The following is a 26114-nucleotide window of genomic DNA, read 5'->3' as shown; positions in this document are numbered from 1 at the left end:
AAATATTAAAAATATGAAAAATAGTCGTAGTTTAACAGGATAGAAAATAGCTCGTTTTGCTAAAATATGGAAGGATTATTCAAGCGTGTGGAGTATATTTTCAAAAGGAAACAATAAGGAGGTTAATTTATGAATTATCAAGATGAAGTATTGCGTATATTTGATAAGTCAGGTGCTCATTCAGCTTGGGGTATTAAACATTGTACCAGGGTATATCATTTAGCAAAAGAAATTTCTCAGCATCTGCAGTTGGATGATGAAATTCTTTATGTTGCTTCAATGCTGCATGACACTGGCAGATATCCGGCCTATGCCCTCTCAAATATTGACCATGCGCTTCGTTCTAAAGGTGTAGCAAGTAATTTACTGCAACGGATGGCTTTTTCCCCACATAAAATTCCAGTTGTTCTCGAAGCTGTTGAATCGCATATGTACTATTCCGAACCTGGACGAAGTGATGAAGCTGTGTACATTCGTGATTCTGACATATTAGATAATTTAGGTAATATTGGACTTATGAGATTATTTAGCTTAATCGGCCATGACGAGTTAATTAAAACTCCTGAAGATGCATTAGAAAGGGCAAGGACCTTTGCAGAAGCGTTGCCTAATAAAGTTTATACAAAAACAGGCAGACGGATTGCAGTAAAGCGGCGGGAAGAAATGTTAAGATTCCTCTCAGGAGTAAAAAGACAATCCACAGAATTTGCTAAAGTCCTATAAATCAAAACCAAGGGCTGTTGCAAAACAGCCCCTGGTTCGTGCGCACAATAATTATGGACTATTGCAAAAGACCCGAAAGCGTAGTTTCTCCCCTTCGAGGATAACTCGACTAAGGCTTAAGTTTCGTACCTCAACTTTAGCCAGTCTCCTATAACGCATAGAAGTGAACGATTCGCGGAGGGACGTGCAGGTGAACAAAGCTTTCGTAGCCGAAAGCCCCGATAGCCGTAAAAGCTATCGCACTTGTTTGAAGGGGTTTCGCGCTTTAGCTTAGCGTAGCCAGGGGACTTGTCCATGGATGGACTGATGTCGCGGGTGCAGGGATGCACAGGAGCGACACACATCAGGTATCGCCCAGAGGTTTGGCACGAAAGTGTCCGGTGGACATTTTCAATCGAAGCGGCTATCTCCAAAGAATGCTTATCCGCTGAAGATAGCTGCTACGAAGGCGAAATGAGCCAGTCCCGGAGCGCCTGATGCGCGGAACTACAAGACCATAGGTTTTGCGACAGCCCCATATAAAGTATTATTTCTTATGGGAGCGTTGAAGTTCATCTAACCAGCGGGACATGTTTTCAAGCTGGATAAGTACTTGATCAAGCTTATGCGTCTTTTGACCATGATCAACAAAATCCTTAAGCTTATGGCGTAATCTTAAATATGCCCTGTTAATCTGAGCTTGTGTTACACGACGTTCTTTTTTATTAGCAGGCAAAGCCTGAGCTCGAGTGAAATCTTGGAGGGTTAGAGTTGTTTTTATTGTACTTAAATTTTCTCCTGCAGCTGGAGTTACTGGAGCAGGTGGTAACCAGTTGTGTTCAGGTAAAATGCGGTTTATTGTTTGAGCAGTAAATTCAAGAGTTTCACCCAGCTGTGGGATTAATGGTGTTTTTGCAAATTGTTTTTCTATAAGTTCAGCAAAAGTACGTTGAGCATTCGGTTCTCCGTGAACTAAAATAATATTCTCCGCTTGAGTTTCGAGACTTGACAACCAATTGATCAGTTCCTCTTGATCAGCATGGGCAGAAAAACCATCTATTTTCTTGATTTGTGCGCGAACAGCTACTTTTTCACCATGAATAGTGACTTCATCTGCGCCCTCAACAATGCGCCGGCCTAAGGTGCCTTGAGCTTGATAACCTACAAATACTACAGTTGAATTTTCCCGCCAGAGATTATATTTTAGATGGTACTTGATTCTTCCTGCGTCAGCCATGCCGCTTGCCGCGATAATAATAGCTCCGCCTTCAATAGCATTTAATGCCATTGATTCCTCTGTGGATTGACAGAAGTGAAGATTAGGCATCATCAGTGGGTTTTGTCCACTTGACAAAAGTAAACGGGCCTCTGCATCAAAATGAGCAGTATTCTCTTGAAAAATTTTAGTTGCCGAAATAGCTAGCGGGCTATCAATATAAATGGGCATGACCGGTATTTTTTGAGCCGTTTGTAATTGATGAATATAATACAAAAGATCTTGTGTTCGTTCAACGGCAAAGGCAGGAATAATCAGGTTCCCGCCTGCTTCGTATGCGGAACGGATAACTTCGGCCAACTGTTCTACACGGTTGGCTTTTTGATCATGTAAACGGTCACCATAAGTCGTTTCCATGATGACGACATCAGCACCAGAGAGAACAGGAGGATCCTCAATAAAAGGTTGATTATGATTGCCAATGTCGCCAGAAAAAATAAACTTCTTACAGATATCATTTTCTTCAAGCTCTAAAAAGATATGTGCCGACCCGAGGATGTGACCCGCATCATAAAGATTAAATGATATACCGGTGGACAGCTCAATTTTTTCTCCATAATTGATGGGCTGAAAAGATTGAATCGATGCAAGTGCATCTTCAACAGTATAAATGGGAGTTATCTCAGGTAACCCGGCACGAGTGAGCTTACGGTTTTTTCGTTCAACTTCCATTTCCTGAATATGTCCACTATCTGGGAGCATAACGGAACAAAGTTTAACGGTTTCAGTTGTCGCCCATATTTTACCTTTAAAGCCCTTTTTGATAAGCTTAGGAATAAGTCCAGAGTGATCCGTATGAGCATGCGTTAAAATCATAGCATCAATATCAGCGGGATTATACGGGAATTCGCCGTAATTAAGTTCTTTTAACGCTTTAGAGCCCTGAAATAATCCACAATCAATGAGGAGACGAAACCCATTACATTCAACAAGATAGGAAGAACCCGTAACGACTTGGGCAGCGCCATAAAAACTTATTTTCATAGAATTTCCTTTCGCAGTTAAAATAATTACAAGAAATTAAACTATTTAATCATTAATTATATACCTTTTATTCAATTTTTCTATTCAAGATCAACTAACTTAAGCTTTATTGCTTTTAAAGCTGCTTGTGTACGATCTTCAACTTCAAGTTTGCGGAATATGCTTGAAAGATGATTCTTAACCGTTTTTTCACTGATAAAAAGGGCTTGTCCTATTTCTTTGTTAGAAGCGCCTTTAACAACATGCATTAAGATTTCTAATTCTCGTTCACTTAGTCCAAAGTTTTCTTTGTTGGGTTGAGGATGAGACAATTGGCCTAAAAGTTTTCCGGTAACTGCCGGAGAAAGAATGGGTTCGCCTGATAGAACTTTATGTATAGAATCAACTAGAGTTTGAGGATCTACATCTTTAAGCAAGTAACCGGCAACGCCCAGTTGAAGGACTTGAAAAACCTTATCATCCGAATCATCCACCGTAAGAACAAGTATCCCAATCTCAGGGTGTTCCCTTCGTATAACTCTGCAAGCCTCTACCCCATTAACACCAGGCATGTTTAAATCCATCAGTAAAACATCAAATTTATGATTCCTGGCAATGTTAATGGCTCCCTGACCATCACCTACTTCACAGACGACTTGAATGCCATCTTCAAACTCTAGGATTCGTCGTAAACCTTCGCGAAGAAGAGGATGGTCATCTGCAATTACAACTCGTATCATTCCACACCCTCCTCTTGCTTTGTAGGAATCATCATTTCTATCGTTGTACCAACGCCTGAAGGTGAAATGACTGAAAACTGTCCCGAAAACATTTCGACTCGTTCCTTCATGCCAATAAGCCCATAATGTTCGCCTGGGTTTTCCAAAGTGCTTTCAACATCAAATCCTTGACCAAAATCAATGACTCGAACAACGGTCATATCCTCTTTAAAAATCAGCTCAATTTTTACACTCTCTGTATGAGCATGTTTAGCGACATTCGTCATTCCTTCCTGGATTAGACGAAATATCGCTACTTCCATGGCTGGAAGCAAACGCCTTTCACGCCCCCCGACATTAAATTCGCATTGTATTTTATACGACTCTAGAAAATTATCCATATATTTTTGCAGAGCAGGAACTATCCCAAGATCATCAAGTGCCATCGGACGTAAATCAAAAATGATTCGCCGAATGTCTTGCAAATTAGAGCGTACTAATGTTTTTAAATCTCTAAGCTCACTTTTTACGCGATTCGGATCTAAATCCAAGAGTTTTTCGGCTATCTCTAAACGCAAAACAATATTTGCTAAGTTTTGAGCAGGTCCATCATGAATTTCACGAGCAACACGGCGACGCTCTTCTTCTTGAGCTTTGATAATTCTGAGTCCGATTTCTTGACGCTGTTCAAGATTCTGTTCGGAGGCGATTTCGCAGATGCCGCTTTGAAGAAGATTAACGGCAAGGCTGACCTGGCTCATAAGAGTTTCCGCACGCTCGATTGTTACCGCCATTTGGCGAAGAGCACGCTCGATGTCATCCCTGCGCGTTCGTAGCTGCCCCTCTCTCGCTTGATAAAGTTGTAGTTGAACTTGAGTATCTTTAGTCTGGGCATAAGCCTCCATCATTGCTTTTTCACTATAATTTTTATAATCCCGGCTTACTTCCATCAAATGTTGGCGCATCTTACGTTCATCTTTTTGCAGCTGATCCACTTTTTTGATGGTTTCCGTAATTTCTACACGAAGCTGGGCAAGTTCTTGGGTGAGGCGCTGTGTTTCTGTACGTGCTGTTTCAGCAATGTGAAAGATTTCTTCTTTCCCAGTCTCAATTGCATGCAGGGTTTTTTTCATAATTTCGCCCAAGCGGTCTGCCACTGTTGTCCCTCATTTCAATAAAGGCTTTATTTCAATTGTTCAATTATGAGATATTCGACAGTAAATTTAAGATTCCTACTTAATTATCGTAAAAAGGAAGTTGAAGACTTAGTTTTTGTTTCTTTTCGTAAAGCTTGACGAATCGATCGTTCCATACGCCGGGGATACGCTAAGTCTTGTTTTTGAAGAATGGCAACGTGGTATCCCAATTTATTTAAGTTTGCTTCAATAACATTTTGCTCGTCAATGGCAGATTCAGTCTTAGGATGAATATAAATGAGAAGCTCTAAAACCTGAGCGAATATTGGATACCCTCCTATTACGACATTCAAATGGGGTTGATCTTCAGGATAAATCTGTTTTAAGAGCATCAATAATCGTTCTTCCCCTGCCGGTGTCTGATTAGCAGGAGCTAGTGGCTGATAAACGGCTTCAGAATCAGGCTCTATAATATTTAATGAAGGCTCTATGGTATCGTTTAATGGCTCAAGAGAAGTTAAGACTACCGCAGATTCTGCTTCAGAACCGTTTGATTCATAAGAGGTATCTGCTTGATCTTGAAAGGTAGTTGCAATAGGAGCAAATACGGTTACAAGGCTTCTGTCTTCATCTTCCAGGTTCGATTCTGGAATAATAATAGGAAATGAGTTATCACCATGTTCTGAACTCTGTTTAAGTGGAATCCGTGAATTTGACAAGCCTGTATTATTATCCGTATTAACTTTGATAGGAGAAACTTCATTTTGATGGGCTAATGAAATTCCGGAGAGTATCAATTCTTCCATGAGATTATAAAATTGTGGAAAGTTCTCCATAACCCTTGGGTCAGGAAGGCGCTGCTCAATGAGTTGTTTAATCCCATCTTTTAAAGTGTCATCAGATAAGTCAGTAACTTTTTGAAGGGTACCTGCAATTTTTTCCACAGTTTGACGCCCAATGTAGAATTCAGAATCTGCATTTGAGTTGCCAAGTAAACAGACTGTAAAAAGTTTTTCAATGAGTAAATCCACCCATTCCTGAATTTCACTGTTTTGCATGAAGAAGGTCTCCATGTTTGTCCACCTCCATAATTATTTCTTGATTTGATAGCTATGCAGTTTCTTGCGGTTGTATGATAAAAACTGTGAAATATAAGAAAATACTCACCCCTGCAAAGAGAGATGAGTATAGCGTTGGTAAGCAATGTTTATCGCTGACGGAAAACTTTAAGATAGGAATCGGCATAAATACTGTTATTAAGCAATATTTCGGCTGTTGCGGCAACATCAACAAGCTGATCATCATTGGCATCCATGATTGCCGCGTCAAGTCCGCAGGCCATAGCCATTGCTAGATAGGTTCGATTGATTAAATGACGATCAGGGGATTTTTGGGATACGTTAGATAAGCCAAGGACGGTACGCGGCGCAGGATTAGCCAAAGTTTTAATCATTTGAAGCGATTTAAGCACTTCTGGGGCATGCTCTTGAGCTACATTGACAGGTAAGATTAGAGGATCAATAAATAGATCTTCCATCGGTAAGGCATATTCATCTGCAGCAGCTACGAGTTCCATTGCGAAGACGAGCCGATTTTCCGAATCTTTGGGAATACCTGCTTTATCCATGGTTAAACCAATGACTGACGCGTTATACTGAACTGCCATGGGAAAAACACGTTCAATTTTAGGACGTTCTGCCGGAACCGAATTAATCATTGCAGGACGTTTTACCAATTTTAGACCCGCCTCGATCGCATCATAATTTGTCGAGTCTAAACAAAGGGGCAAATCAGAAACTTCTTGAATGACATCAACCATCCATTCATAAGCGGAAGGTCTTTCCTCTGTCGGAATTGCCGGTCCGGAATTAACATCAAGATAATGAGCCCCTCCTTCTTGCTGTTTTAGTGCCCATTCTTGAATAGGTTTTGGGTCTTTAGCGCGAAGAGCATTTCCAATATCCTTAAACATACCATTAATCCGTTCACCAATGATGATCAAGTCAGACACACCCTTTCTTCATTCTTATCAAGAATAAAACTTCATGGATTATGCATTCGTTTCCATAAGATCAGTAATGTTTTGCTGTACAAGACGAACTGCAGCAGGATTACGCATTAAAAGTATACTTGCACCGGCTTGAAGCAAAGCTGTTGCTGTTAATGTTTCCCAGAGAACGGATCGATCATAGAGTTCGCCCCAACCCGGAAACTCTTCGGAAGATGCATTGGCTTCCTTCGCTCGATTAGCTTCATAGCCAACCGTGCAGATCATCGGCATAGATAGCATTTTATCGTTTGCAAGGGATCCTAAGCGAGCACGTTCCATGATTGAATAGGCATATTCAATCCCATATCCTAAACCGCCGATCATCGGGTCGATAACGATTCGGTTAAGGGGTAATCCCATTTCGCTAATTAAAATATTGAGTTGTTTGCAAATATTGATATCGAGCGGCGATCGCGCGATGAGATTATGTTTATGAACCATAGCTGCGGCGGTTATGGATTTATAATTATCTTGTTCTGCCAGACCGATTAGCAAATTTTCTCCGGCAGCTGCTTCGGCGACCGCAGCCATGACTTCATTATCCTTGTCTGGATCTTCACAGCCAACGACAATCAAGGGAACTCCTACTGCGCTTAAAACGTCTTTAACCACCCGAGCACAATCTTCCGGACTGCGATTTTCCCCTTCAGGATTCGCACCAATTAACTTTATATAAATGAGATCCGCGTTAAATTCATCTACACATTTTTGGGCCCATGCGGCTGGATTATTTAAAACATTACCATATTGCTCTTTAATTGAATCATTCCACGGCGGAATAATATCGGTTACTTCCATCGCAATTAACGAACGGTTTTCTACCTTACCCTCAAAATGGAGGAAAGGTAAGGCACTGTCCCCGCCAACTGTTACTACTTTGGTCCGTGTACCTCCTTGTTCTGGGGTAGCGCCAAGGATAACTTGACCCACTTTACTCGGATATTTTTCTTTAACGAGGGCAACGGGCATCGCATTTCTCTCCTCTCTTATGTTTATTTAAAGTTATTAGGAGCTTTTTAAAACTTAAAGATTAATGAGGTGAGTTTTTTCGAGTATTTTTTGTACAGATTGAACAGCCTGAGATTGATCCGGAAGAGAATAAAGGGCCTTTCCTTCTAAATCCAGTTCTGTTACTAAAGGATCGATCGGTATATCCCCGATTAACTTGAGTCCGGTTTTCTCAATTTCTTCAGAAAGCAAATCTAAACTATCATGAGAAGTCTTTGTAACAACTAAGTAAACTTCTCCTACTGCTGAACGTAAACCCTTAATTAAATCATGAACGCGGCCGGCAGAACGAATTCCACGTGCAGAAGAATCGCTGATAACAAACATCGTATCTATATGAGAAATGGTTCGCCTGCTTATATGTTCTAAACCAGCTTCTGTATCTACAGCAACCAGATCATAATTGCTGCCTAAACTTTCTAAGTACTTACGCAGAAGATCATTTGGATAGCAATAGCAACCGGGACCTTGAGGCCCCCCCATCACAAGCAAATCGATATCTTGTGATTCAATAAGTGTCTGTTGAAGTTTGTATTCAACAAACACATCCTTTGGCATCCCAGTGGGTATAGCTTTAGGATTTTTCGTTTCCTCCAGAAGATCAGAAATTGTTGCAGTAACTTTAAGTCCTAAGGCTTCATTGAGATTGGCATTAGGATCAGCATCTACGGCTAAAATAGAAATATCCTTATTATTTTTTACAATTTGACGGAGAAGGAGTGCTGTAAATGTTGTTTTTCCTACCCCGCCTTTTCCAGCAACAGCTACATATTTTGCCATGTTACTATTCCTCCTGTCCTTCAACTGTTGGAAATAGGGTTAAATCGGTATGAGGCAGGAAAAGTGCAGAAACAAACTCATCCATAAATGTGTTTCCAATAGAGAGTTCTACATACGTTATTTTCTGTCCCAATTCAGCTGCTTCATGCCAGGCTTTTTGTGATAATAAAGCCAAGCAAGCCCCTTTAACAGATGAATTGCCAATGAATTCAAACTTTTCCAAGGGTAAATCCGGAAGCAAACCAATTTGAATGGAATCGCGTACATTTAAATAGTTTCCGAAGCCTCCGGCGATGATGACCTTATCAATCATTCCGATCTCCAGAGAAACCATTTGCAGCAGCGAACGAATCCCGGCATAAATTGCTCCTTTGGCTCGAATTAGGTTTTTAACATCATTTTCGGTAATGACTACATCTTTATCCCCGCCGGATTGGTGAGACCAAGCAAGTACAAATTCTTTATCATCAGAAGTCTGCCGCAAACGTCCAGTTTTAGAAGTATGTTCAATTTGAAAGTTACCCGCTCGATCAATTATGCCGGCTTCACGAAGTTTAGAAAGGCAATCGACGAGTCCTGAGCCGCAAATTCCGACAGGGGCTATCCTTCCGATAACAGATAGGTTTACGTCTAAAGTCAGGGGATCAATATTGACTCGTTCTATTGCCCCAGGCATAGCACGCATGCCAAAACTAATTCCTCCTCCTTCGAAACAGGGACCGGCAGAGCAGGCGCAAGAAACAAGCCAATCCTGATTGCCAAGCACAATTTCACCGTTTGTACCAATGTCTATAAAGAGCGAAATATCTTCTTTATGTGCCATATTAGTGACAAGAGTACCGGAAACGATATCGCCCCCTACATAACTTGCAACAGAAGGATAGGAGTGAACTAATGCTTCCGGTAAAATATGCAGACCGATTTCTTTTGCCGGAATAGAAGGAGTAATACTTACTGTGGGAATATAGGGCTCCAAGCGAAGGTAACGAGGGTTAATTTGCAGAAAGAGTTGGGTCATCGTGGTGTTTCCTGCGATAACGGCAGCAGATAGATTCGTCTGGGATAGTCCTTTTCTTTCAAGCAAGCTATCCATTAATTCGTTTATTGTATCCATTACAGCCTTGTGAATTTCTGCTAAACTTTCATCGTTTTCAACAGCATGAACGATTCGAGAAATGACATCATCCCCAAATTTAGCTTGTTTGTTATATGCCCCTTGTTTATCTTCAATTTCTCCAGTTTTGAGATTAACAAGATAAACGACGACTGTTGTTGTGCCAATATCAATAGCTAAACCATATGCGGGTTGATCATTTCCAGATTCGACATGCGTAATTATGCAGTAGCCTTCTAGTTCACTTAATGTGATTGAAATGTTCCAATCTGCTTGGCGTAGGACTTCAGGCAGTTGGCGGAGAATTGACAATGGAATTTCTATTTTTTTAGCTTGAGGTAAAATTCGTTTGAGTTCAACTAATAGTCTCGACCAATCACTTGCGTTGTCCGTTAAAGTAGGTGCTGAAAGTTGAACTCGAATTTTACGGGCGAGAGGTTGAAAACCATAGGTAGCTAAAAGATCGTTTGTCGTTTCCTGTACAAGTCCTTTTTTTACATCACCCAAAAGAACTTGATGCTCTTTGAGACGGGATTCGGGCGGAATTTCTATGGTTACATCTTCTTGAACAAAAGTTTGACAAGCTAACCGAACACCACGTGCAATTTGCTCAGGTTTTAGATTACCGGTCCCCATGATCTGAACTTGACCGGCAAGAACAGTCAACTTACAGGCACCACACGTTCCTTCTCCCCCGCAGCTTGATTTAAGATAGATTCCTGCTTTTGAAGCGGCTTTAAGCAGGGAGGTACCTTGCTCAACCTCTATAATTTGACGATCAGGCATGATTGTAACTTGATATTGGGCCATGATATCCCCCCTCTCCTTTTTCGACGCCTTCAAATGGCAGCCAAGCTAACCTTTTCTCTTAATTGGTATGAGTTATTTAAATAGAGCGGGAGAACGAAACAATTCCACTTGATTCTCGAGGACCAACAACAACTTTCCAACCCGATTTTTCTTGGAGCTTACCAGAGATTACGGCAACATAACCAGGTATAATGACTTCGCGGTGTTTAACTTTATCTGCCACACCTGAAGCGGCAAGAGCATCAGCAATTTTTTCGGGTTCAAATTTTCCGGCAGCATAAGCGGTTAAAACTGAAGTACCATCTGTATCAATCGGAAGAATATAGCTTGGGATTTTACTCGATTCAACTTCTCCTTCTACACTATAGTAGGTCAGCGAGAAATTAGTTGTAACATATACGGGTGAGTTCTCATTGACTTCTCCTACAGAATGAAGATTAGGTTCAACTTGAATTGGCTTTTGAGGATCGGTATATAGATTTTGACGCAAGGCCATCAATGGGAGTATTTGGGCTTTATTTGATGCCTTTAAAACAACAGCGCTGGCATATTTGGCAACATATACAGATGCTTCTGCAATTTCATCCAAAGGTTCACATTTAGTTGTAAAGGAAATAACCGGATAACCAAAAGGACGAAATTTCTTTTTGATAGCTAAACGGCGCAAGTGAGTTAGGTTGGCTAAGGTTTGACTTGGTGTTCGAGAACCTGGGTCAAGAACGAATTCTTTATAGCCCAGTTTTTGTGCGTTTTCTACCAAGGTACATAGAGAGTCAAGACCGTTCCCCTTAAGAATTACAGGAACACTGTATTCCTTTGCTAAGTTAACTATTTTTTCAAAGTTCTCAGCTGTGGCTGGTCCAATTAAAGGTTTACGGGAAGCTATTCCTGAAACAACACTACTTAATGAGTCGGGATTTTCGCTGAGGATTAACAATGAAAGTGCCGTTGCTGAAGCAACCTTGTCTACCACATAGGAAAAACGGGCAGGATCGTCTGATTCGTTGCTTATGGCAATACCATCAATACTATAATGTAAGCCTACCCGATCAAACTCTAAGGAGTTAATTTCCTGAACTTTAGCCTCTATGTCAGAATCAGACAGGATGTCGGAAACCTGGATTAATAACGTTGTAGGATGATAGAAGGTTTTGTCATGGCGAAATAGTACCGTTTCGTCACCGAGGACAGATCCGTTTCCAAATTTAATAGCTTTTATAGGTGGGGCTGAAGCTGATTCGAGGGCCTCTCGCGCATCATCAGTTACATAGGGGCAGGTATCCAATGCACCCTTGCCGGCTGCCAAAGCCATTGCAAAAGCAAGACACGTTGGAGTTCCGCATTCTCCGCAGTTTTTCTTGGGAAGCTGTTTATAGATTTCCAGTCCTGATAATCCCATGAGTCGGTTACCCCTTTCTTCTTGGTTTCAATTTAAATTAAAGATTCAAGGGAGTAGCACGGATGTCCATTTTCCTCAAGGAAAGGCATGATCTCCTCAACGCTTATGCCAATGCTTTCATCCGCAATCTTATCGATAAAATCTTCACCAAGTCCCTCGTCAAGAGAACGTTGAATAAAATCTTCGCAAAGAAATTCTTTAAGTTCTTTAGGCATCCAGACAATACGGGCGATTCCTCCATCGGCGGGTATAAACTTCTTACTGACAAGATAGGAACGGCCAATACCCATAAATCCGGGAGTTTGTAAACCGCCGCCAACGGTTCCAGCCAAAGTTGAGAAGGTCATACCACATGGAGTCATGCCGCTATGTTCTCGGGTTGTAATCATAAGTCCGTTAACCTCTGGAACAATAGCCATAATCGCTTCAAAGCAACCGCAAGAAGTCATGGGTTTATCCATCAGCGTATAAAGATTGACTTCTTCCAATGTGTTGTTTGAGGCAGGTCTTAAATAGTCGTTACAAGTTTGCCACATTCCTCTGATGTCGTCAATTGCAATCCCTTTTGTTATCGGCTGGTTAGGTCCAGTCGGTGTAATTTCATAAGCAGCTTTGGCATCCAGCCAGCTTACTGCACCACATAGTCCTACACGCTCGGGTGTAATGATACATACATGATTCGGTGCAAAGGATTGACACAGCAAACACGAATAGAATTCTTCAACGGATTCATCGGTTAGAGTCTTCAAACGTGCATCCCGTGCACGATAACGCTCGCGTGCTTTGACAATATTCTCTTCAACTGCGGCTTGGTCCGTCATAATTGTGATTTGAATACGGTCGACGATTGCAGGGAATTCTTGCCTGAATTTGGCAAGGAGGAGTTCCCCGATATGTTTTACTAAGAAACCTTTCGATCGGGCATCTTTAGAAATACGAACCCAGCAGAGATCACGTTGAGCAACATGCCAAATTCCTTCACCATAGTTTGTGAAATAGTGAATGCGCCTTTCGAGAACCCCTTCAAAATCCTCTTGCATCTTTCGGCCATAGATATCAACCATTATGCCCAGAGGTAAGCGGGTTCCTTCAGGAATCGCATCGATTTCCGGACCAATGACCGTAATTTTTCCGTCAACGACTTCATCCGGTCCAATCATTCGGACAAGTTCGAAAGCCGTCGTTTTACCACCCCCGAATTCAACATAGGTATCGCCCTTACGGATGGTCTCTCCCTCAAAAGCGGGTCCAAAGTTAACTGGAATCGGTACTTCTATATTGGTTAACTTAATCCCGCGAACTTCTAAAGCAAGGGGAACAATTTTTTCGTAATCAGGTTCAGAGATATACCAATCGGGAATTTGCAGATCTGCATTGAGTTCCTGGTCAGTGAGCACTGGGAAACCCATAAAAATTGCACCCATTTCTGCGGCAACTTTCACATCATCAAGTTCGCCCAGATGAAGCACAAAGGCCCGAACACGACGACGCTGGTAGTCACGGTGGTTTTCTCGTTCGCCTGCAGGAATTCCGCCGAAAGCAAGGCCTGCACGAAAAGCATAGTTAACCGCATGTATTACAGAAGTAAAGTTTCCTAATGGGAAAGCAATATAATCTTCCCCAATTTTTACATTTTCCTCGAGCAGCTGTTCAATGACTTCATCGCAAAGAAACAACATAAATCCTTTTCCCATAAGGTTATCCACAATTTTTTTAGCGGCTTTCGAATCTTTTGCACGCCCTAAAATAACGGCAACACCGGGAATGGTCCAATCTACCATTTTGATTCCATGTTTACGGAGGATTGGGTCTCCCAAAAATCCTGTCCAAGGTGCTACTTTCGGTTCATCGCCTTGCAAATAATGAATTGTTTCGATAATCTCCGCAGCATAAAGAACAGATTCTCCCCAAAGACGTGCATTTTCAAAGGTTAGTCTTGTTTTAACTTGTGCTCTCATACGATTAAGGATCGGAACAAGTTCACCTAGAGTTGTTACCTTTTCACCGGATAAGCAGGTGATGACGGGAAGATGATAAGCCGTGTCAGGATAACCAATCGTCTGCGCTTTTCCATAATCTTTAAGAGCACGGTTAAGAAGAATTTCCGCATAGGTCATTGCCGTAATCGTACCGTCGTAGGCTTTACGCAATAGCTTTTTAGGTTCTTGAGAAGGGTCCTTTATGGCATCTTCGTAAATTTGCTCCATTGACATTGGATTAATCCTCCTTTCTTTACCAACCTTGAGCTATTTCCGTGTTGAACTTTTCCGCGGCATGCTTATGAATTTTTAATTTCCAGCTACGATATTCTAATGCACCTAAGATTTTCTGAGCTGCTACTTGTGGATCCATTTCAAATATAAAGTTGCCGCCAAAAACGTCATGGGCGATTTGAGTCGCAATACCGTAGATTAGATCGCTTCCTTCAAGGAAAGGCATCGAACCGACATGGGTGGGCAGCCCCATTGTGACGCAGTAAGTACCAATAGCCACTGCTTTTTCGTGCATTGCTTCAGGAGCAGATGCAGCGAAAGGAACCTTCGGTACATCAACTTCCAACTCTTCTGCCATTGCCATAACAAGATCCATGCCACGGCTGTTATCGACACAGGCTCCAATATGAAAGATCAGCGGTAAGCCGGTTGTGAGCTGTGGATTTGCATCTTCCAGCATCCGAATAAAGCTCTTAAGACCCTCCCCGGCATAGGCATCAACAGCAAGCGGGCTCATCAGCCCTAACTTAGCAAATGCTCCTGCTGAACAGCCGGTAGCGACAACAAGAACATCATTTTTGACAAGTTCTTTCAAAATAACAACATGGGACTCGTCCTGAGGCCGTTTTAGATTGTTGCAGCCTGCCATTTGAACAACACCTTTGATTTGACCATTCATGATAGCGTCGGTGAGAACAGACATAGGACGATCAGAATTGACTTTTGAGAAAATATCAGTCAAGGTTTCTATACTGAAACCGGCAACGAGGTTATGACGTTCATTAGGAATTGAAATCTTCTTTGGATCTCTGTTTTTATAAGCCTCAATTGCAATTTGCACAAGTTTTTGGGCATCTTCCATAGCTGTTTCGGCATTAAATGCTATGTGTTGAGCCCCAGGCATTTTCATGATCCCTTCGGTTGTTACAACTTTAGTATGGAAGCACTCTGTTAATTGCTGAACCGCAGGGTAAATACATTGGATATCAAGAACCATGGCATCAAGAGCACCTGTCATAATGGCCATTTCCTGGGAAGCGGATGAAGTGGCAAGATAAACTCCTTCTCGCATTAAAAGCTCATTACCGGTACAACAAATTCCGACGATGTTGATTCCTTCCGCCCCAACCTTTTGAGCTTCTCCTTGCAGCTGACGGGCAGCGGCAACAACCATTTCACTTAAAACCGGATTATGTCCGTGAACAGCAATATTCACCATCTTAGAATTGATTACACCAAGGTTGGACTCCGACACGATGGGTTCCGGAATGCCAAAAAGAACGTCACTTAACTTTGTACCGATATATTCCCCAGCTAAATCAGCCAAAGAACCTTTTAAGCCTCCAAAAATCAAATTAACAGGATCACTGTCAACGCCCATAGCTGTTTGGGCAATGAGCTCCGTTACTGTGCCATCAATTGAACGAGGCGTAATATTGGTATGTTGGAATTTCTTACGTCGCTGCTCAGTAAGAAAACTATCTAAAAAAGCTAGCGGCCGGTCTTGATAGCGACCAAAATCAGAATATGCAATTTCGGTTACATCTTTAAGAATCTCACGATCTTCTCGATTTATGGTGGAAACTCCAAGTTGAGAAGCTAATTTGTGAAGTTTTTCCGGAGATTTTATCGAATAACTCGGGGCTTCACCATCAACCATAGCATGAGCGGTGTGTAAGACATGCCGAGAATGTTCTGAATGAGAAGCTGTTCCGCCGGCAATCATTCGTACTAAGTTTCGGGCAACGATAGTGAAGGCAGTAGCACCGCATATTCCTTTACTGCCAGGTCCTTCCTCAGTTTTGACACGACATGGACCTGCAATACAAATTCTGCAGCAAATGCCTTTATAACCGAATCCGCATTGAGGTTGTTGAGCTACAAATCTGTCAAAAACAGTTTCGATATTCTGTTCCTGAGCAACTTTGAGCATTTCCAGAGCACCTGGGTCAACTGAGCGCAAGGGATTTTTAGGCTCGATTACACGCGGCGCATCCGAAGGCCTTGCCGTGTGTGTTAAATCCCGATATCTGGGCATAATTCAAACCTCCTCTTTCTAAATACTCAGTATTTCGGCTAAGGATTTTCTAGGAATTTACCCCGATTTTCTTCATCTCCCTTCTTCAACTATTTTTTTAAATATATTTTCAAGGTAAAAACCCGGTGTACCATAGGGTAAATTAGGGTGACCTGTGTCTACAGACATATCCAATAAATCTTCACTAAAGGGAATAATGCCCAATAAAGCTTCAGGCAGGATTTGATTCTTAAGGAAATGTTCTTCTTTGGAATTGCGAATTTTATTACCAACCACAAAAACCTTTTTTATACCAAGTTCAAAAGCAAGTTTTTGGATAACTTGAACTGTATGTATGCTTACAGTACTTGCTTCTGTAATAATTATGAGAATATCGACTCCTTGGGCTGTACCCCGTGTTAACTGCTCAATCCCGGCTCCCATATCAAGAATAACTGTGTCTTCTTCGCCAAGAATCAAGGAATTGACAAGGGCATGGAGAAAACTGTTTTCTTTGCAATAACAGGAAGTACCGCCACCTTTGATATTTCCCATTCTGAAAAAGCGTATCGTCCCTCTCGTAATTGAATAGTCGTTTAAAATATCATCAACCTTAGGATTAAGAGGATAAAATGCACCGCTTCCTCCCATACGCTCCTCAATAAGATCTTTCATATCAACAATTGGCTTTAAGTCCTGAAGTATATTATCGGAGAAGCCTAATACGGTTCCCAAACTCGAATCAGGGTCGGCATCTACAGCTAAAACATGTGTCTTATGTTCTGAAAGCCAAAAAGCTAAATTCGCTGCAAAAGTTGTCTTGCCAACCCCTCCTTTGCCAGATATAGCTATTTTCATCTTAGTTCACCCCTATCTTTAATAAAATAAGCGATTCTAAAAATACAAAATATTGTTATAAAATTACAGAACTCTTTATAATGAAATTTTAAAATCATTTTGTATATTCTATTTAAAAATATATTTGGTAATTTCATTCTAATCATAAGTACAGTCCGTAATTTTTATGACAACTGTTTTCTAATTTACCAATAAACTTCGAAATATTCAGAAACTTAACTTGAGATAATTTACAATATATTACATAAATGGTTCGAGTATGCTGCAAATATTCCTTCTTTGTGAAATTATAATTATATAAACAAAGATTCCTATTATCGTTTAACGACAATAGGAATCTTTAAATGACTAATAGATTTACTTAAAGTGATTCAGAAGGACCATCTTCTTGATCCACAGTATTTAAATAGCTAACTAAATATTGAGCTAACGGAATATCAGCTGGAGCAAAGTCTAAAGAAAGAAGTTCGTTAAAAGGAATCCATTGAATATTTTGTTGTTCTTGCGGTACGGGATTTCCCCCTTGAAGTTGCGCAAAATAAGCATAAAGACGAAGTGGAACAGGAGGCTCTAAATGCTCAATAGTTTTAAAATGACTTAACACTCGAATCGAAACGCCTAATTCTTCCTGAATTTCACGAATTAAAGCGTCTTCCGGTGATTCCCCTTTTTCGATTTTACCTCCAGGAAATTCCCATTTATAGGCAAGCCGATCCTTTTTAGGGCGTTGTGCAACAAGAACCTTCTCCCCTTGAATCAAAAGAAGAGCTACCACTTCAAGAACGGCATTACGTTCAAGCATATATTGTCCCTCCCTTTTGATAGAGTTTCCAATCGTAAAAAGGAATAATCTTATTTAAAGTTAGAACTATATCCTATTATATGGGCCAGGGGTGAAAGGCTAATCCTGTCGCACCAGGGCCTACATGAGTAGCGATAACAGGTCCCGCCTCAAAAATACGGATATCCTGTTTAGGATATCTCTCCTGAAGTTCACGTGCGATTTTTATTCCCTCTTCCGGCAATCCTACGTGTATGACGGCAATCCGATAGGATTTACCCGTTGAGAGGGCCCGTTCAAGTTCAATCAATACCCTTTGCCACGCTTTGCCTTTTGAACGAATCTTTTCGAAAACATCAATTTCTCCAGATGAATTGAAATAAAGTATGGGTTTAATTTGAAGCAATGTTCCCATTAAAGCGGCCGCTCCGCCGATTCGTCCACCTCGTTGCAAGTATTCTAGGGTATCAACAATGAAATATAATTCTGTGTGGGGTTTAAGTAGTGTTAACAAGCGAATAATTTCAGCCGAATCTAAACCCGTTTCCGCCCAGTCAGCAGCAGCCCATGCGAGCAGCCCCAATCCTAACGCTGATGAACCGGAATCAAATATTTTTATCGATACATCAGGCAGCAATTCTTGAGCAATCCGAGCAGCGGTAACTGTTCCGCTGATTTTTTGAGATAAATGGATGCTGACAATTTCCTCATAACCTGATGTTTTTAGGGATTTATAAACTTCCAGAAATGCGCCAACCGAAGGCTGTGAAGTTTTGGAGGTGCCTTTTCCTAATTTGTTGAAATAATCTTTAACGGACAGTTTATCTTCCGGAAAGGTTTCATCCTCAATTGTTACATTTAAAGCTACAATTTTAATATTACTTTTTTTAAGGATATCTGGTGTAAGATACCCTGTTGAGTCCATAACAATAGCGGTTTTGGGCAAAGTATCTCCCTCCCCAATTTATACTTTAGTTATATATCGGTATTAGTTTTTATAACTTTGAGACTTAGCTCATTATCAATTATAGTCTAAAATATAAATTATCAATAAATGTTATATAAAAATGTTCTTAGTAAATAATAAAATAAGAAATATAGTGTATATTCCTTCAAAGATCATTAAATAAAAAAGGATTCCCGGTTAGGAAACCTTTTTATTAACAATGGTCGGGGCGACAGGATTCGAACCTGCGGCCTCTTGGTCCCGAACCAAGCGCGCTACCAAGCTGCGCTACGCCCCGTTTGTCGAACGAATTATATGTTAACAAACCTAGAATAGACTGTCAAGCTTTTTATTGATAGGATTTGCTATTCTAACCATCCTGAGTTAGTTGAAGCGTATTATTAGTTTATGTATTATAGAAATAGTAATCAGTTTACAAAAGAATCGAGGTAAATCCATGATAAACGGTAATAAAACAATAATCCGTCCATTGGAAGAAGAAGATATGGAAGCTTTTTACCAATGGTATAATGATCCTGAAGTTAATTATTGGTCCAGCGGTTCCTGGCCTTTAAATACATTATTGTCTAAAGAAGAAATACAAGATCGTTATTTGGAAAATTCGGATGAGCATCGTTATGCGATCTTAAATTTAGACAAAGAAATTATGGGTACTATAGGATTTAGAGAAGTTAATATTCCAGCACGCTCGGCTACAGTGTTTATTGTCATAGGTAATAAACAATATTGGGGACAAGGATATGGGACTGATGCCCTAAAAATATTTCTTCAATTTTTATTTCAACAGTGGAATTTTCACCGTATTAGTCTTGATACTTGGGATGGGAATATACGTGCTATTAAAGCATACCAAAAATTAGGGTTTATTTGCGAAGGAAAACTAAGGGAAGCTCGTTTTGTTCAAGGTGAATATCGAGATGCATTAGTTTTTGGAATCCTTTCTTCCGAATTTCTTAAGAAAGGTTGAAATTCAACACCATTTAAAGTATTATATACTTAATTCAATAATAAAGTTAAGTTTAACCTCTGGGGTTAGGTGAAATTCCTTACCGGCGGTAAAGCCCGCGAGCCTTAAGGCAGATCTGGTGTAATTCCAGAGCCGACAGTATAGTCTGGATGGAAAGAGGAGTTAAACATAGATTTAACTGTGTTTGGCATGTTCTTTTTATTGTGCGCCTAAAGCATCTGGAGGTTTTCAGATGCTTTTTATTTTTATTTAATTATTTAGTCAGAATGGGGAAATCTACTTAAAACGGAGTATTTATAATGAAGAATTTCGAGGAAATAATCATGCAGAGAGACCAAAAATTAAATACGGATGAAGAATTTATGAGTTATGCTTTGCATTTAGCTACTCTTGCGGCCGGACGGACAAGTCCAAACCCTCTAGTGGGTTGTGTAATTGTTAAAGCTAACGAAATTATCGGAGAGGGATATCATCATAAAGCTGGAACACCGCATGCTGAAGTCCATGCCCTGCGACAAGCGGGAGAAGAAGCTCAAGGAGCAACAGCTTATGTTACACTGGAACCGTGTTCCCATTTTGGCAGAACCCCGCCTTGTGCTGATGCTCTAATCAAGGCGGGGCTTCAAAGAGTTGTTGTAGCAATGCAAGATCCAAATCCGCGGGTGAGCGGTGAGGGGATTTCCCGTCTTCGAAAGGCTGGAATTCAAGTTGAAGTGGGTTTGTTGGCTGAAGAGGCTGAAAAAATCAATCGTCCTTTTTTAAAAGCGATACAAACTGGCCTTCCCTATCTTCTATATAAAGCAGCCGCAACTTTGGATGGAAAAATTGCTACAGAGACTGGCGATTCTAAATGGATCAGCAATGAATCTTCCCGTCGGTTAGTCCATGAATTAAGAAATCAACTGGATGTCATTCTCGTTGGAAGTGAAACAGTATTAAAAGATGATCCTGCTCTGACCTGTCGTTTGCCTGAAGGACGTGACCCTGTCAGAGTAGTTGTTGATGGGACTTTAAAGATTCCTCTCACAGCTCAAGTCCTTACTGCAAGCACTTTATCACCGTGTATTATTGCTACATCCCTTGCTGCCCCTCAAGAAAAGCTTGAAATTCTGAAAGGAATGTCTCGCGTGGAGGTATGGCAATATCCGGAGCCAAGACAAGTTCCGTTGAAACAGTTAATGTGCGATCTTGTGATTAAAGGCTGGAATAGTGTTTTACTGGAAGGCGGCGGTGGTTTAGCCGGAGCACTATTCAACGGAGGATTAGTCGATGAAGTAGAATTTTTTCTTGCTCCCAAATTAATAGGAGGAACAGGACCCTCCCTCCTATCCGGACTGAAAATCGACAAAATGGCAGAAGCTATCCCTTTAAAACTTAAGGAAATCAGCCTGGAAACCGGGGATCTTAGAATCCGGGCAAAAGTTCTAAATCGTCTGGCGAACTGCTAAAGAAGGTGTTTTGATGTTTACAGGAATTATTGAAGAATTAGGTTTAGTTGCTGATATACAAATCCTTCCTGATGCGGCCTACTTAACGATCGAAGCTGACAAAGTATTAAAAGGTACCCAGATTGGAGACAGCATAGCTGTCAACGGTGTTTGTTTAACTGTAGTTAAACTTCAAGATACACGGTTTACAGTCGATGTTATGTCAGAGACGTTAAAGAAAACGAATCTAGCTGAATTAACCCGTGGCGGCCGCGTTAACCTTGAACGTGCATTGCAGCTCTCAACGCGCTTAGGCGGACATTTAGTAAGCGGCCATGTTGATGGGATAGGAACAATTCAAAAAATAAGTAAAGCAGGAATAGCTGAAGTATTTGAAATATCCACTTCCCCTGCCCTGCTGCACTTCATTTTGCCGAAAGGTTCTGTTGCAATTGATGGAATTTCCTTAACCGTAGTGCAAGCAGAGTCTCAATTTTTTTCTGTTTCCTTAATTCCTCATACCCGCCAAGAAACAACTTTAGGGTTAAAAGGCGTAGGATCAAAAGTTAATCTTGAGACCGATTTAATTGGAAAGTATGTTGCACGCTTTTTAGAAAAGGGTTCTGGCAAAGAAGAACCCCAAAATTTATCAATGGAGTTTTTAGCTCAGCATGGTTTTCTCTAAAATAAAAATATAAACAATAAGGAGTGATAGTTTATGGGATTCAATACAGTCGAAGAAGCAATTGAAGAGATTAAACAAGGTCGTATGATCGTTGTCGTCGATGATGAAGACAGAGAAAATGAGGGTGATCTAGTACTGGCTGCTGAAAAGGTAACACCAGAAGCGATCAACTTTATGGTTAAGCATGCCCGCGGACTTGTTTGTGTTCCTATGACGGGTGAACGTCTAAGTGCTTTGAAATTAGACCAAATGGTTGCTCATAATTCCGATCCTAAGGGTACGGCTTTTACAGTGAGTGTAGATAGTGAAACAAGTACAACCGGTATATCCGCGTTTGAAAGAGCTGAAACTGTTGCAGTATTGGTTAACCCGAATAGTAAGCCGGAGAATTTACACCAACCCGGACATATTTTCCCGTTACGTGCACGGGAAGGCGGAGTCCTCGTTCGTGCCGGTCATACTGAAGGAGCGGTCGATCTTGCCCGCCTTGCAGGGCTGGAACCAGCCGGAGTCATTTGCGAAATTATGAATGATGACGGGACTATGGCTAGAGTACCAGAGCTAATGAAGTTTGTTGAAAAGCATGGTTTAAAAATAGTTACAATTGAAGAATTAATCCGTTATCGCCGCAGAACGGAAATTTTGGTGGAACGGGTTCAAACGGTTCAATTGCCTACTGATTACGGGGAATTCCAAGCAGCTGGTTACCGCAGCCTATTAGATAGGCAGGAGCATATCGCTCTAGTTAAGGGAAATGTGAATGACGGAGAACCCGTATTAGTACGCGTCCATTCCGAGTGCCTAACAGGTGATGTATTCCATTCACGGCGTTGTGACTGCGGAGATCAGTTAAGTGCAGCTATGAATGAAATTGAAGCTGAAGGCCGCGGAGTTTTTCTCTATATGCGCCAAGAAGGGCGTGGCATTGGCTTACTCAATAAATTAAAAGCTTATAAGCTTCAAGAAGAAGGAAAAGACACTGTTGAAGCAAATATAGCCCTTGGTTTTCCCCCAGATTTAAGGGATTATGGGGTAGGTGCTCAAATTCTCGCTGATTTAGGAATTAAAAAAGTGCGTTTGATTACCAATAATCCTCGTAAAATTGTAGGTCTTGAGGGATATGGCTTAGAAGTTGTTGAGCGTGTACCGTTAGAAATGCCTCTGAAAAAAGAAAATAGACGATATATGGCTACTAAAAAAACAAAAATGGGACATTATTTAACGGAAATCCGTTAAGCTTATATTTTTAATAACGTTATAGTGATGAAAGGATGTTTTAATTTATGAAGACTTATGAGGGAAATTTAGTCGCCCAAGGTTTGAAGTTCGGGGTTGTCGTTGCCCGTTTTAATGAATTTATTACAGGAAAACTGGTAAGCGGTGCCTTAGATGCATTATATCGTCATGGAGCAACAGAAGAAGATGTTGAGATCGTTTGGGTTCCTGGAGCATTTGAAATTCCCCTTATTGCTCAAAAAATGGCGGAAAGCAAACGATATGATGCCGTCATCTGCTTAGGGGCTGTTATTCGCGGAGCTACTCCCCACTTTGAATATGTGAGCGCTGAAGTCAGCAAAGGCGTAGCTAACGTTGGATTAGCAACTCGTACTCCAGTTATTTTCGGAGTTTTAACAACGGATTCAATTGAACAGGCTATTGAACGTGCAGGAACTAAAGGCGGAAACAAAGGATTTGACGCAGCTGTAACCGCAATTGAAACCGCAAATTTATTAAAACTTCTATAATAGTCAAGATTTCAGTGTTATGAAGATTTCAAGTTAAGAAAAAGGAATTAATGAGATTATCTGGAGCTGTCTCCAATAAAAATACCTTGCCAAATAAGTGCTTATTTTTTAGACTCTTATGGTAAGGTATTTTTTCTATCAAGGAGATGAGCGCGATGGCTTCTCAAAAAAATCAATTTGAACAGGATCAATATTATCAAAAGCTCATAGCTGCGCGCTCTGGGGATCATCTCGCAATGAATCAGCTTATTACGCATTATGAACCTGAGATTCGTAAAATTGCATGTAAATATTTTTTGCCTAGAGCTGATTATGAGGATTTACTTCAGGAAGGACGAATCGCAATTTTTAAGGCCATTAAATCCTATAATCCTGCTTCAAAAATTCCCTTTTTACATTTTTTACGCATGGTCATTAAACGCAAACTGATTGATAGTTTACGTGCATATAACCGGCAAAAACATCTTAATTTAAATATGGCTTACTCTTTAAATAATACAATTACTGACGACCAAGAAGAAAGCTTTCTAAATACAATTCATAATGGTGAAAATCAAAATCCTGAAGCCATGATCATATCTCTTGATGAAACTCGCCTTTTTTTACAAGAATTGACTCGCCAGTTTTCAAATTTAGAATTAAATGTTTTTCGCTATCATTTTCTTGCGGGTATGAAGCAACGTGAAATGACACAAGAGCTGGGAATGAGTCCGAAATCTCTGGACAATGCAATTCAACGTATTCGTCGAAAAACGCAAGCCTATCGGTCTCGTCAAGAAGCAGGATAAAGAAAACTTCACTTTCGCCCGAAGACACTGTCTTTGCACTTGTTAGCTTTACGCAGGCGAAAGCATTAGTTGCGCTTATACTATATATACCGATAAAACGATAAAAATCTGATAATAGTATAAAAAAACGGAATACCCTCGTATTCCGTTTTTTATATTTAATTAGGCTATGCCTCCGGTTTTAGTGATAAGCTTGCTCACTTTTGAATGGGCATTTGTCGCTTCGTTTGCCAGACGCAAATAATGATCACGTAATTCATTATGATGAGCACGTGTAGCTAAAGTCATATAACCAGTTGCTGCACTTGCAACATCTTTTTCATAATCATACAGCATATCTAAGTCGGTAAATGTGTTCATTCCTGTTCACGCCTTTCTTTTTCTTATTTGAATTCGCTTATTCCGCTTTTAAAAAAATGCGTAACGTTTTCAAGGCCTTTAGCCTGATCTTTGAAAAACGATTTTACGGTAGGATCTGTCGCCATTTCACTATAGAGGTTGCATTTTTTCATTGAGACTTCAGTCTCAATCAAGCTGCGGGTTATCATTCCTTCGTCCAGAATATTTTTTACTTCAGACTCATTATATTGCATCATTATCCCTCCATTAAAGGATTTAACTTCATATTAAGAATGTGTAAAAAACGAAGAAATTATTCACTTTAATATCAAATTATTGTCAAAGGCAAATAAAATAAACTATAATAAAGATTAACGAAAATTAAATTAAGTAAGGATTGATGCAAATAATGGAGTCTCTCAATTTTAAAAAAATTATGCGCGGTTATGATCCCGAGGAAGTAGATAAGGCCTATGCAGAAATTCAAAACAACCTATCAGAGGCTAATGCTTCAAACCGTGAACTGCGTCTCCAAATCAATAGCTTACGAGAACAAAATACAGAATTGAAAAATCGTTTGAATTCATATGAAGGCATGGAAAAAGACCTTCGAGACGCAATGCTTAGTGCTCAGCGTATCGCAGGCCAAGTTAAAGATGAGGCTGACCGTGCTGCCCAAACATTATTAGAAAATGCCAAAATTGAGGCAGAAGCAATTTATAGTGAAACAGAACAACAAGCCAAACAAAGAATTGCTGAACTTAAAGAAGAGGAAGAACAAGCTCTTGAATCTTTAAATCAATTAACAGAGAGAATTTCAGAACTTACTGAACAAAAGGATGAACTCGAGCTTCTAATGGAAAAGGCACTTAATCAACTTGAAATTCTACGTCAGACACTAGAATTATAAGCTGATCAAAACATCTCCGACCCTCTCATCAGCCAGTAAAGGATAATTATCAATGAAAGCAGAATTGCTAATAAAACCCGTTTATTAATCGATGAGTTTGTTTTATACATAGGTTTAGCTTCTTGTTCTTCCTTTTCGTTTTCCCCATCTTCTCCTCTTCCATTATGATCTTTGTCTACATCTTCATTGATTGTCTCTGAATCCTTGGTCAGTGTATCGATCAAGGTACGGGCTTGATCTAATACATCACTAGGAACCCAAAGCTCAACCCCATTTTCAATCCCGTAGGAATCCTTAAGACTTCCTAAAGGATACTTTTTTTGAACTTGGATCTGACTTTGATCGAGCAACCCCTTAATGATATCTGCTTCTACCTCAGTGCTGACACTTATTAATAAAGACCACATATGATCACTCCTCCTTCATCCTAAGCTGACTAAGGCTTGGCAAAATTCTGCCA

The 26114-nt window shown here is 40.5% G+C and carries 25 protein-coding genes, 1 tRNA gene and 1 riboswitch; of the genes, 8 read left to right on the top strand and 18 right to left on the bottom strand.

Annotation, left to right across the window (positions count from 1 at the left end; genetic code table 11):
- Positions 1-129: 129 nt before the first annotated feature.
- The gene (locus ACHOLT_RS13780; RefSeq protein WP_425801671.1) at positions 130-723 is read left to right on the top strand and encodes an HD domain-containing protein; all 594 of its coding nucleotides are present in this window, start codon (positions 130-132) and stop codon (positions 721-723) included.
- Between the two features lie 526 nt (positions 724-1249).
- Here ACHOLT_RS13780 and ACHOLT_RS13775 read toward each other — a convergent pair.
- The 15 genes from ACHOLT_RS13775 to ACHOLT_RS13705 form a co-directional block, all read right to left on the bottom strand.
- Positions 1250-2962 carry an MBL fold metallo-hydrolase RNA specificity domain-containing protein gene (locus ACHOLT_RS13775; protein ID WP_425801668.1) on the bottom strand — a complete coding sequence of 571 codons (1713 nt, stop codon included), beginning with the start codon at positions 2960-2962 and terminating at the stop codon, positions 1250-1252.
- Positions 2963-3042: 80 nt separating this feature from the next.
- On the bottom strand, positions 3043-3681 hold the full coding sequence (locus tag ACHOLT_RS13770; RefSeq protein ID WP_425801665.1) for a response regulator: 639 nt from the start codon (positions 3679-3681) through the stop codon (positions 3043-3045).
- Positions 3678-4817, bottom strand: a complete 1140-nt coding sequence (locus ACHOLT_RS13765) for a sensor histidine kinase (RefSeq protein ID WP_425801662.1) — start codon at positions 4815-4817, stop codon at positions 3678-3680. Before ACHOLT_RS13765 ends, ACHOLT_RS13770 begins: the two co-directional genes overlap by 4 nt.
- A gap of 83 nt (positions 4818-4900) precedes the next feature.
- Positions 4901-5869, bottom strand: coding sequence for a hypothetical protein (locus ACHOLT_RS13760; RefSeq protein ID WP_425801659.1), 969 nt, complete (start codon positions 5867-5869; stop codon positions 4901-4903).
- Positions 5870-6003: 134 nt separating this feature from the next.
- Complete coding sequence (locus ACHOLT_RS13755; RefSeq protein WP_425801656.1) at positions 6004-6798, bottom strand: methyltetrahydrofolate cobalamin methyltransferase; 795 nt, start codon at positions 6796-6798, stop codon at positions 6004-6006.
- A 48-nt stretch (positions 6799-6846) separates the two neighbouring features.
- A complete protein-coding gene (locus ACHOLT_RS13750) occupies positions 6847-7815 on the bottom strand; it encodes an acetyl-CoA decarbonylase/synthase complex subunit delta (RefSeq protein WP_425801653.1) in 969 nt (322 codons plus the stop codon).
- Positions 7816-7869: 54 nt separating this feature from the next.
- Positions 7870-8634, bottom strand: a complete 765-nt coding sequence (locus ACHOLT_RS13745; protein ID WP_425801650.1) for an AAA family ATPase — start codon at positions 8632-8634, stop codon at positions 7870-7872.
- Positions 8635-8638: 4 nt separating this feature from the next.
- Complete coding sequence (locus ACHOLT_RS13740) at positions 8639-10558, bottom strand: ASKHA domain-containing protein (protein ID WP_425801647.1); 1920 nt, start codon at positions 10556-10558, stop codon at positions 8639-8641.
- 76 nt (positions 10559-10634) lie between these two features.
- A complete protein-coding gene (acsC, locus tag ACHOLT_RS13735; RefSeq protein ID WP_425801644.1) occupies positions 10635-11957 on the bottom strand; it encodes an acetyl-CoA decarbonylase/synthase complex subunit gamma in 1323 nt (440 codons plus the stop codon).
- Between the two features lie 32 nt (positions 11958-11989).
- Complete coding sequence (gene acsB, locus ACHOLT_RS13730; protein ID WP_425801641.1) at positions 11990-14170, bottom strand: acetyl-CoA decarbonylase/synthase complex subunit alpha/beta; 2181 nt, start codon at positions 14168-14170, stop codon at positions 11990-11992.
- A gap of 19 nt (positions 14171-14189) precedes the next feature.
- On the bottom strand, positions 14190-16208 hold the full coding sequence (gene cooS / locus ACHOLT_RS13725) for an anaerobic carbon-monoxide dehydrogenase catalytic subunit (RefSeq protein WP_425801638.1): 2019 nt from the start codon (positions 16206-16208) through the stop codon (positions 14190-14192).
- A gap of 72 nt (positions 16209-16280) precedes the next feature.
- Positions 16281-17045, bottom strand: coding sequence for a P-loop NTPase (locus ACHOLT_RS13720; protein ID WP_425801636.1), 765 nt, complete (start codon positions 17043-17045; stop codon positions 16281-16283).
- A gap of 361 nt (positions 17046-17406) precedes the next feature.
- Complete coding sequence (locus ACHOLT_RS13715; protein ID WP_425801634.1) at positions 17407-17847, bottom strand: (deoxy)nucleoside triphosphate pyrophosphohydrolase; 441 nt, start codon at positions 17845-17847, stop codon at positions 17407-17409.
- Positions 17848-17923: 76 nt separating this feature from the next.
- Positions 17924-18772, bottom strand: coding sequence for a DegV family protein (locus tag ACHOLT_RS13710; RefSeq protein ID WP_425801632.1), 849 nt, complete (start codon positions 18770-18772; stop codon positions 17924-17926).
- 221 nt (positions 18773-18993) lie between these two features.
- Positions 18994-19070, bottom strand: a tRNA-Pro gene (locus ACHOLT_RS13705).
- 159 nt (positions 19071-19229) lie between these two features.
- On the opposite strand from ACHOLT_RS13705, the gene ACHOLT_RS13700 reads away from it, so the two are divergent.
- The 6 genes from ACHOLT_RS13700 to ACHOLT_RS13675 all read left to right on the top strand — a co-directional run bounded on the left by ACHOLT_RS13700 (position 19230) and on the right by ACHOLT_RS13675 (position 24405).
- Positions 19230-19760 (top strand): GNAT family N-acetyltransferase, encoded by a 531-nt coding sequence (locus ACHOLT_RS13700; protein ID WP_425808069.1) that lies wholly within the window; start codon positions 19230-19232, stop codon positions 19758-19760.
- A gap of 51 nt (positions 19761-19811) precedes the next feature.
- Positions 19812-19925: riboswitch (FMN riboswitch) on the top strand.
- Between the two features lie 134 nt (positions 19926-20059).
- Positions 20060-21208: a bifunctional diaminohydroxyphosphoribosylaminopyrimidine deaminase/5-amino-6-(5-phosphoribosylamino)uracil reductase RibD gene (gene ribD, locus ACHOLT_RS13695; protein WP_425801629.1), complete on the top strand. Its 1149-nt coding sequence runs from the start codon at positions 20060-20062 to the stop codon at positions 21206-21208.
- Positions 21209-21221: 13 nt separating this feature from the next.
- Positions 21222-21872, top strand: coding sequence for a riboflavin synthase (locus ACHOLT_RS13690; RefSeq protein WP_425801627.1), 651 nt, complete (start codon positions 21222-21224; stop codon positions 21870-21872).
- Positions 21873-21905: 33 nt separating this feature from the next.
- A complete protein-coding gene (locus ACHOLT_RS13685; RefSeq protein ID WP_425801625.1) occupies positions 21906-23108 on the top strand; it encodes a bifunctional 3,4-dihydroxy-2-butanone-4-phosphate synthase/GTP cyclohydrolase II in 1203 nt (400 codons plus the stop codon).
- A gap of 47 nt (positions 23109-23155) precedes the next feature.
- On the top strand, positions 23156-23617 hold the full coding sequence (gene ribH / locus ACHOLT_RS13680; RefSeq protein WP_425801622.1) for a 6,7-dimethyl-8-ribityllumazine synthase: 462 nt from the start codon (positions 23156-23158) through the stop codon (positions 23615-23617).
- A gap of 155 nt (positions 23618-23772) precedes the next feature.
- Positions 23773-24405: a sigma-70 family RNA polymerase sigma factor gene (locus ACHOLT_RS13675; RefSeq protein WP_425801619.1), complete on the top strand. Its 633-nt coding sequence runs from the start codon at positions 23773-23775 to the stop codon at positions 24403-24405.
- A gap of 162 nt (positions 24406-24567) precedes the next feature.
- Here the strand turns inward: ACHOLT_RS13675 and ACHOLT_RS13670 are convergent, their stop codons facing one another.
- Together ACHOLT_RS13670 and ACHOLT_RS13665 are read right to left on the bottom strand one after the other, a co-directional pair.
- Positions 24568-24765 (bottom strand): spore coat protein, encoded by a 198-nt coding sequence (locus tag ACHOLT_RS13670; protein WP_425801616.1) that lies wholly within the window; start codon positions 24763-24765, stop codon positions 24568-24570.
- Between the two features lie 23 nt (positions 24766-24788).
- On the bottom strand, positions 24789-25001 hold the full coding sequence (locus ACHOLT_RS13665; RefSeq protein WP_425801613.1) for a hypothetical protein: 213 nt from the start codon (positions 24999-25001) through the stop codon (positions 24789-24791).
- A 143-nt stretch (positions 25002-25144) separates the two neighbouring features.
- On the opposite strand from ACHOLT_RS13665, the gene ACHOLT_RS13660 reads away from it, so the two are divergent.
- The gene (locus ACHOLT_RS13660; RefSeq protein ID WP_425808067.1) at positions 25145-25654 is read left to right on the top strand and encodes a DivIVA domain-containing protein; all 510 of its coding nucleotides are present in this window, start codon (positions 25145-25147) and stop codon (positions 25652-25654) included.
- Between the two features lie 5 nt (positions 25655-25659).
- Here ACHOLT_RS13660 and ACHOLT_RS13655 read toward each other — a convergent pair whose 3' ends face one another.
- Positions 25660-26061, bottom strand: a complete 402-nt coding sequence (locus tag ACHOLT_RS13655; RefSeq protein ID WP_425801610.1) for a hypothetical protein — start codon at positions 26059-26061, stop codon at positions 25660-25662.
- Between the last annotated feature and the right edge of the window lie 53 nt (positions 26062-26114).

The sequence above is a fragment of the Desulfitobacterium nosdiversum genome (assembly GCF_049860565.1).
Lineage (GTDB): Bacteria > Bacillota > Desulfitobacteriia > Desulfitobacteriales > Desulfitobacteriaceae > Desulfitobacterium_A > Desulfitobacterium_A nosdiversum.
This window is presented reverse-complemented; position numbering and strand designations above follow the sequence as displayed.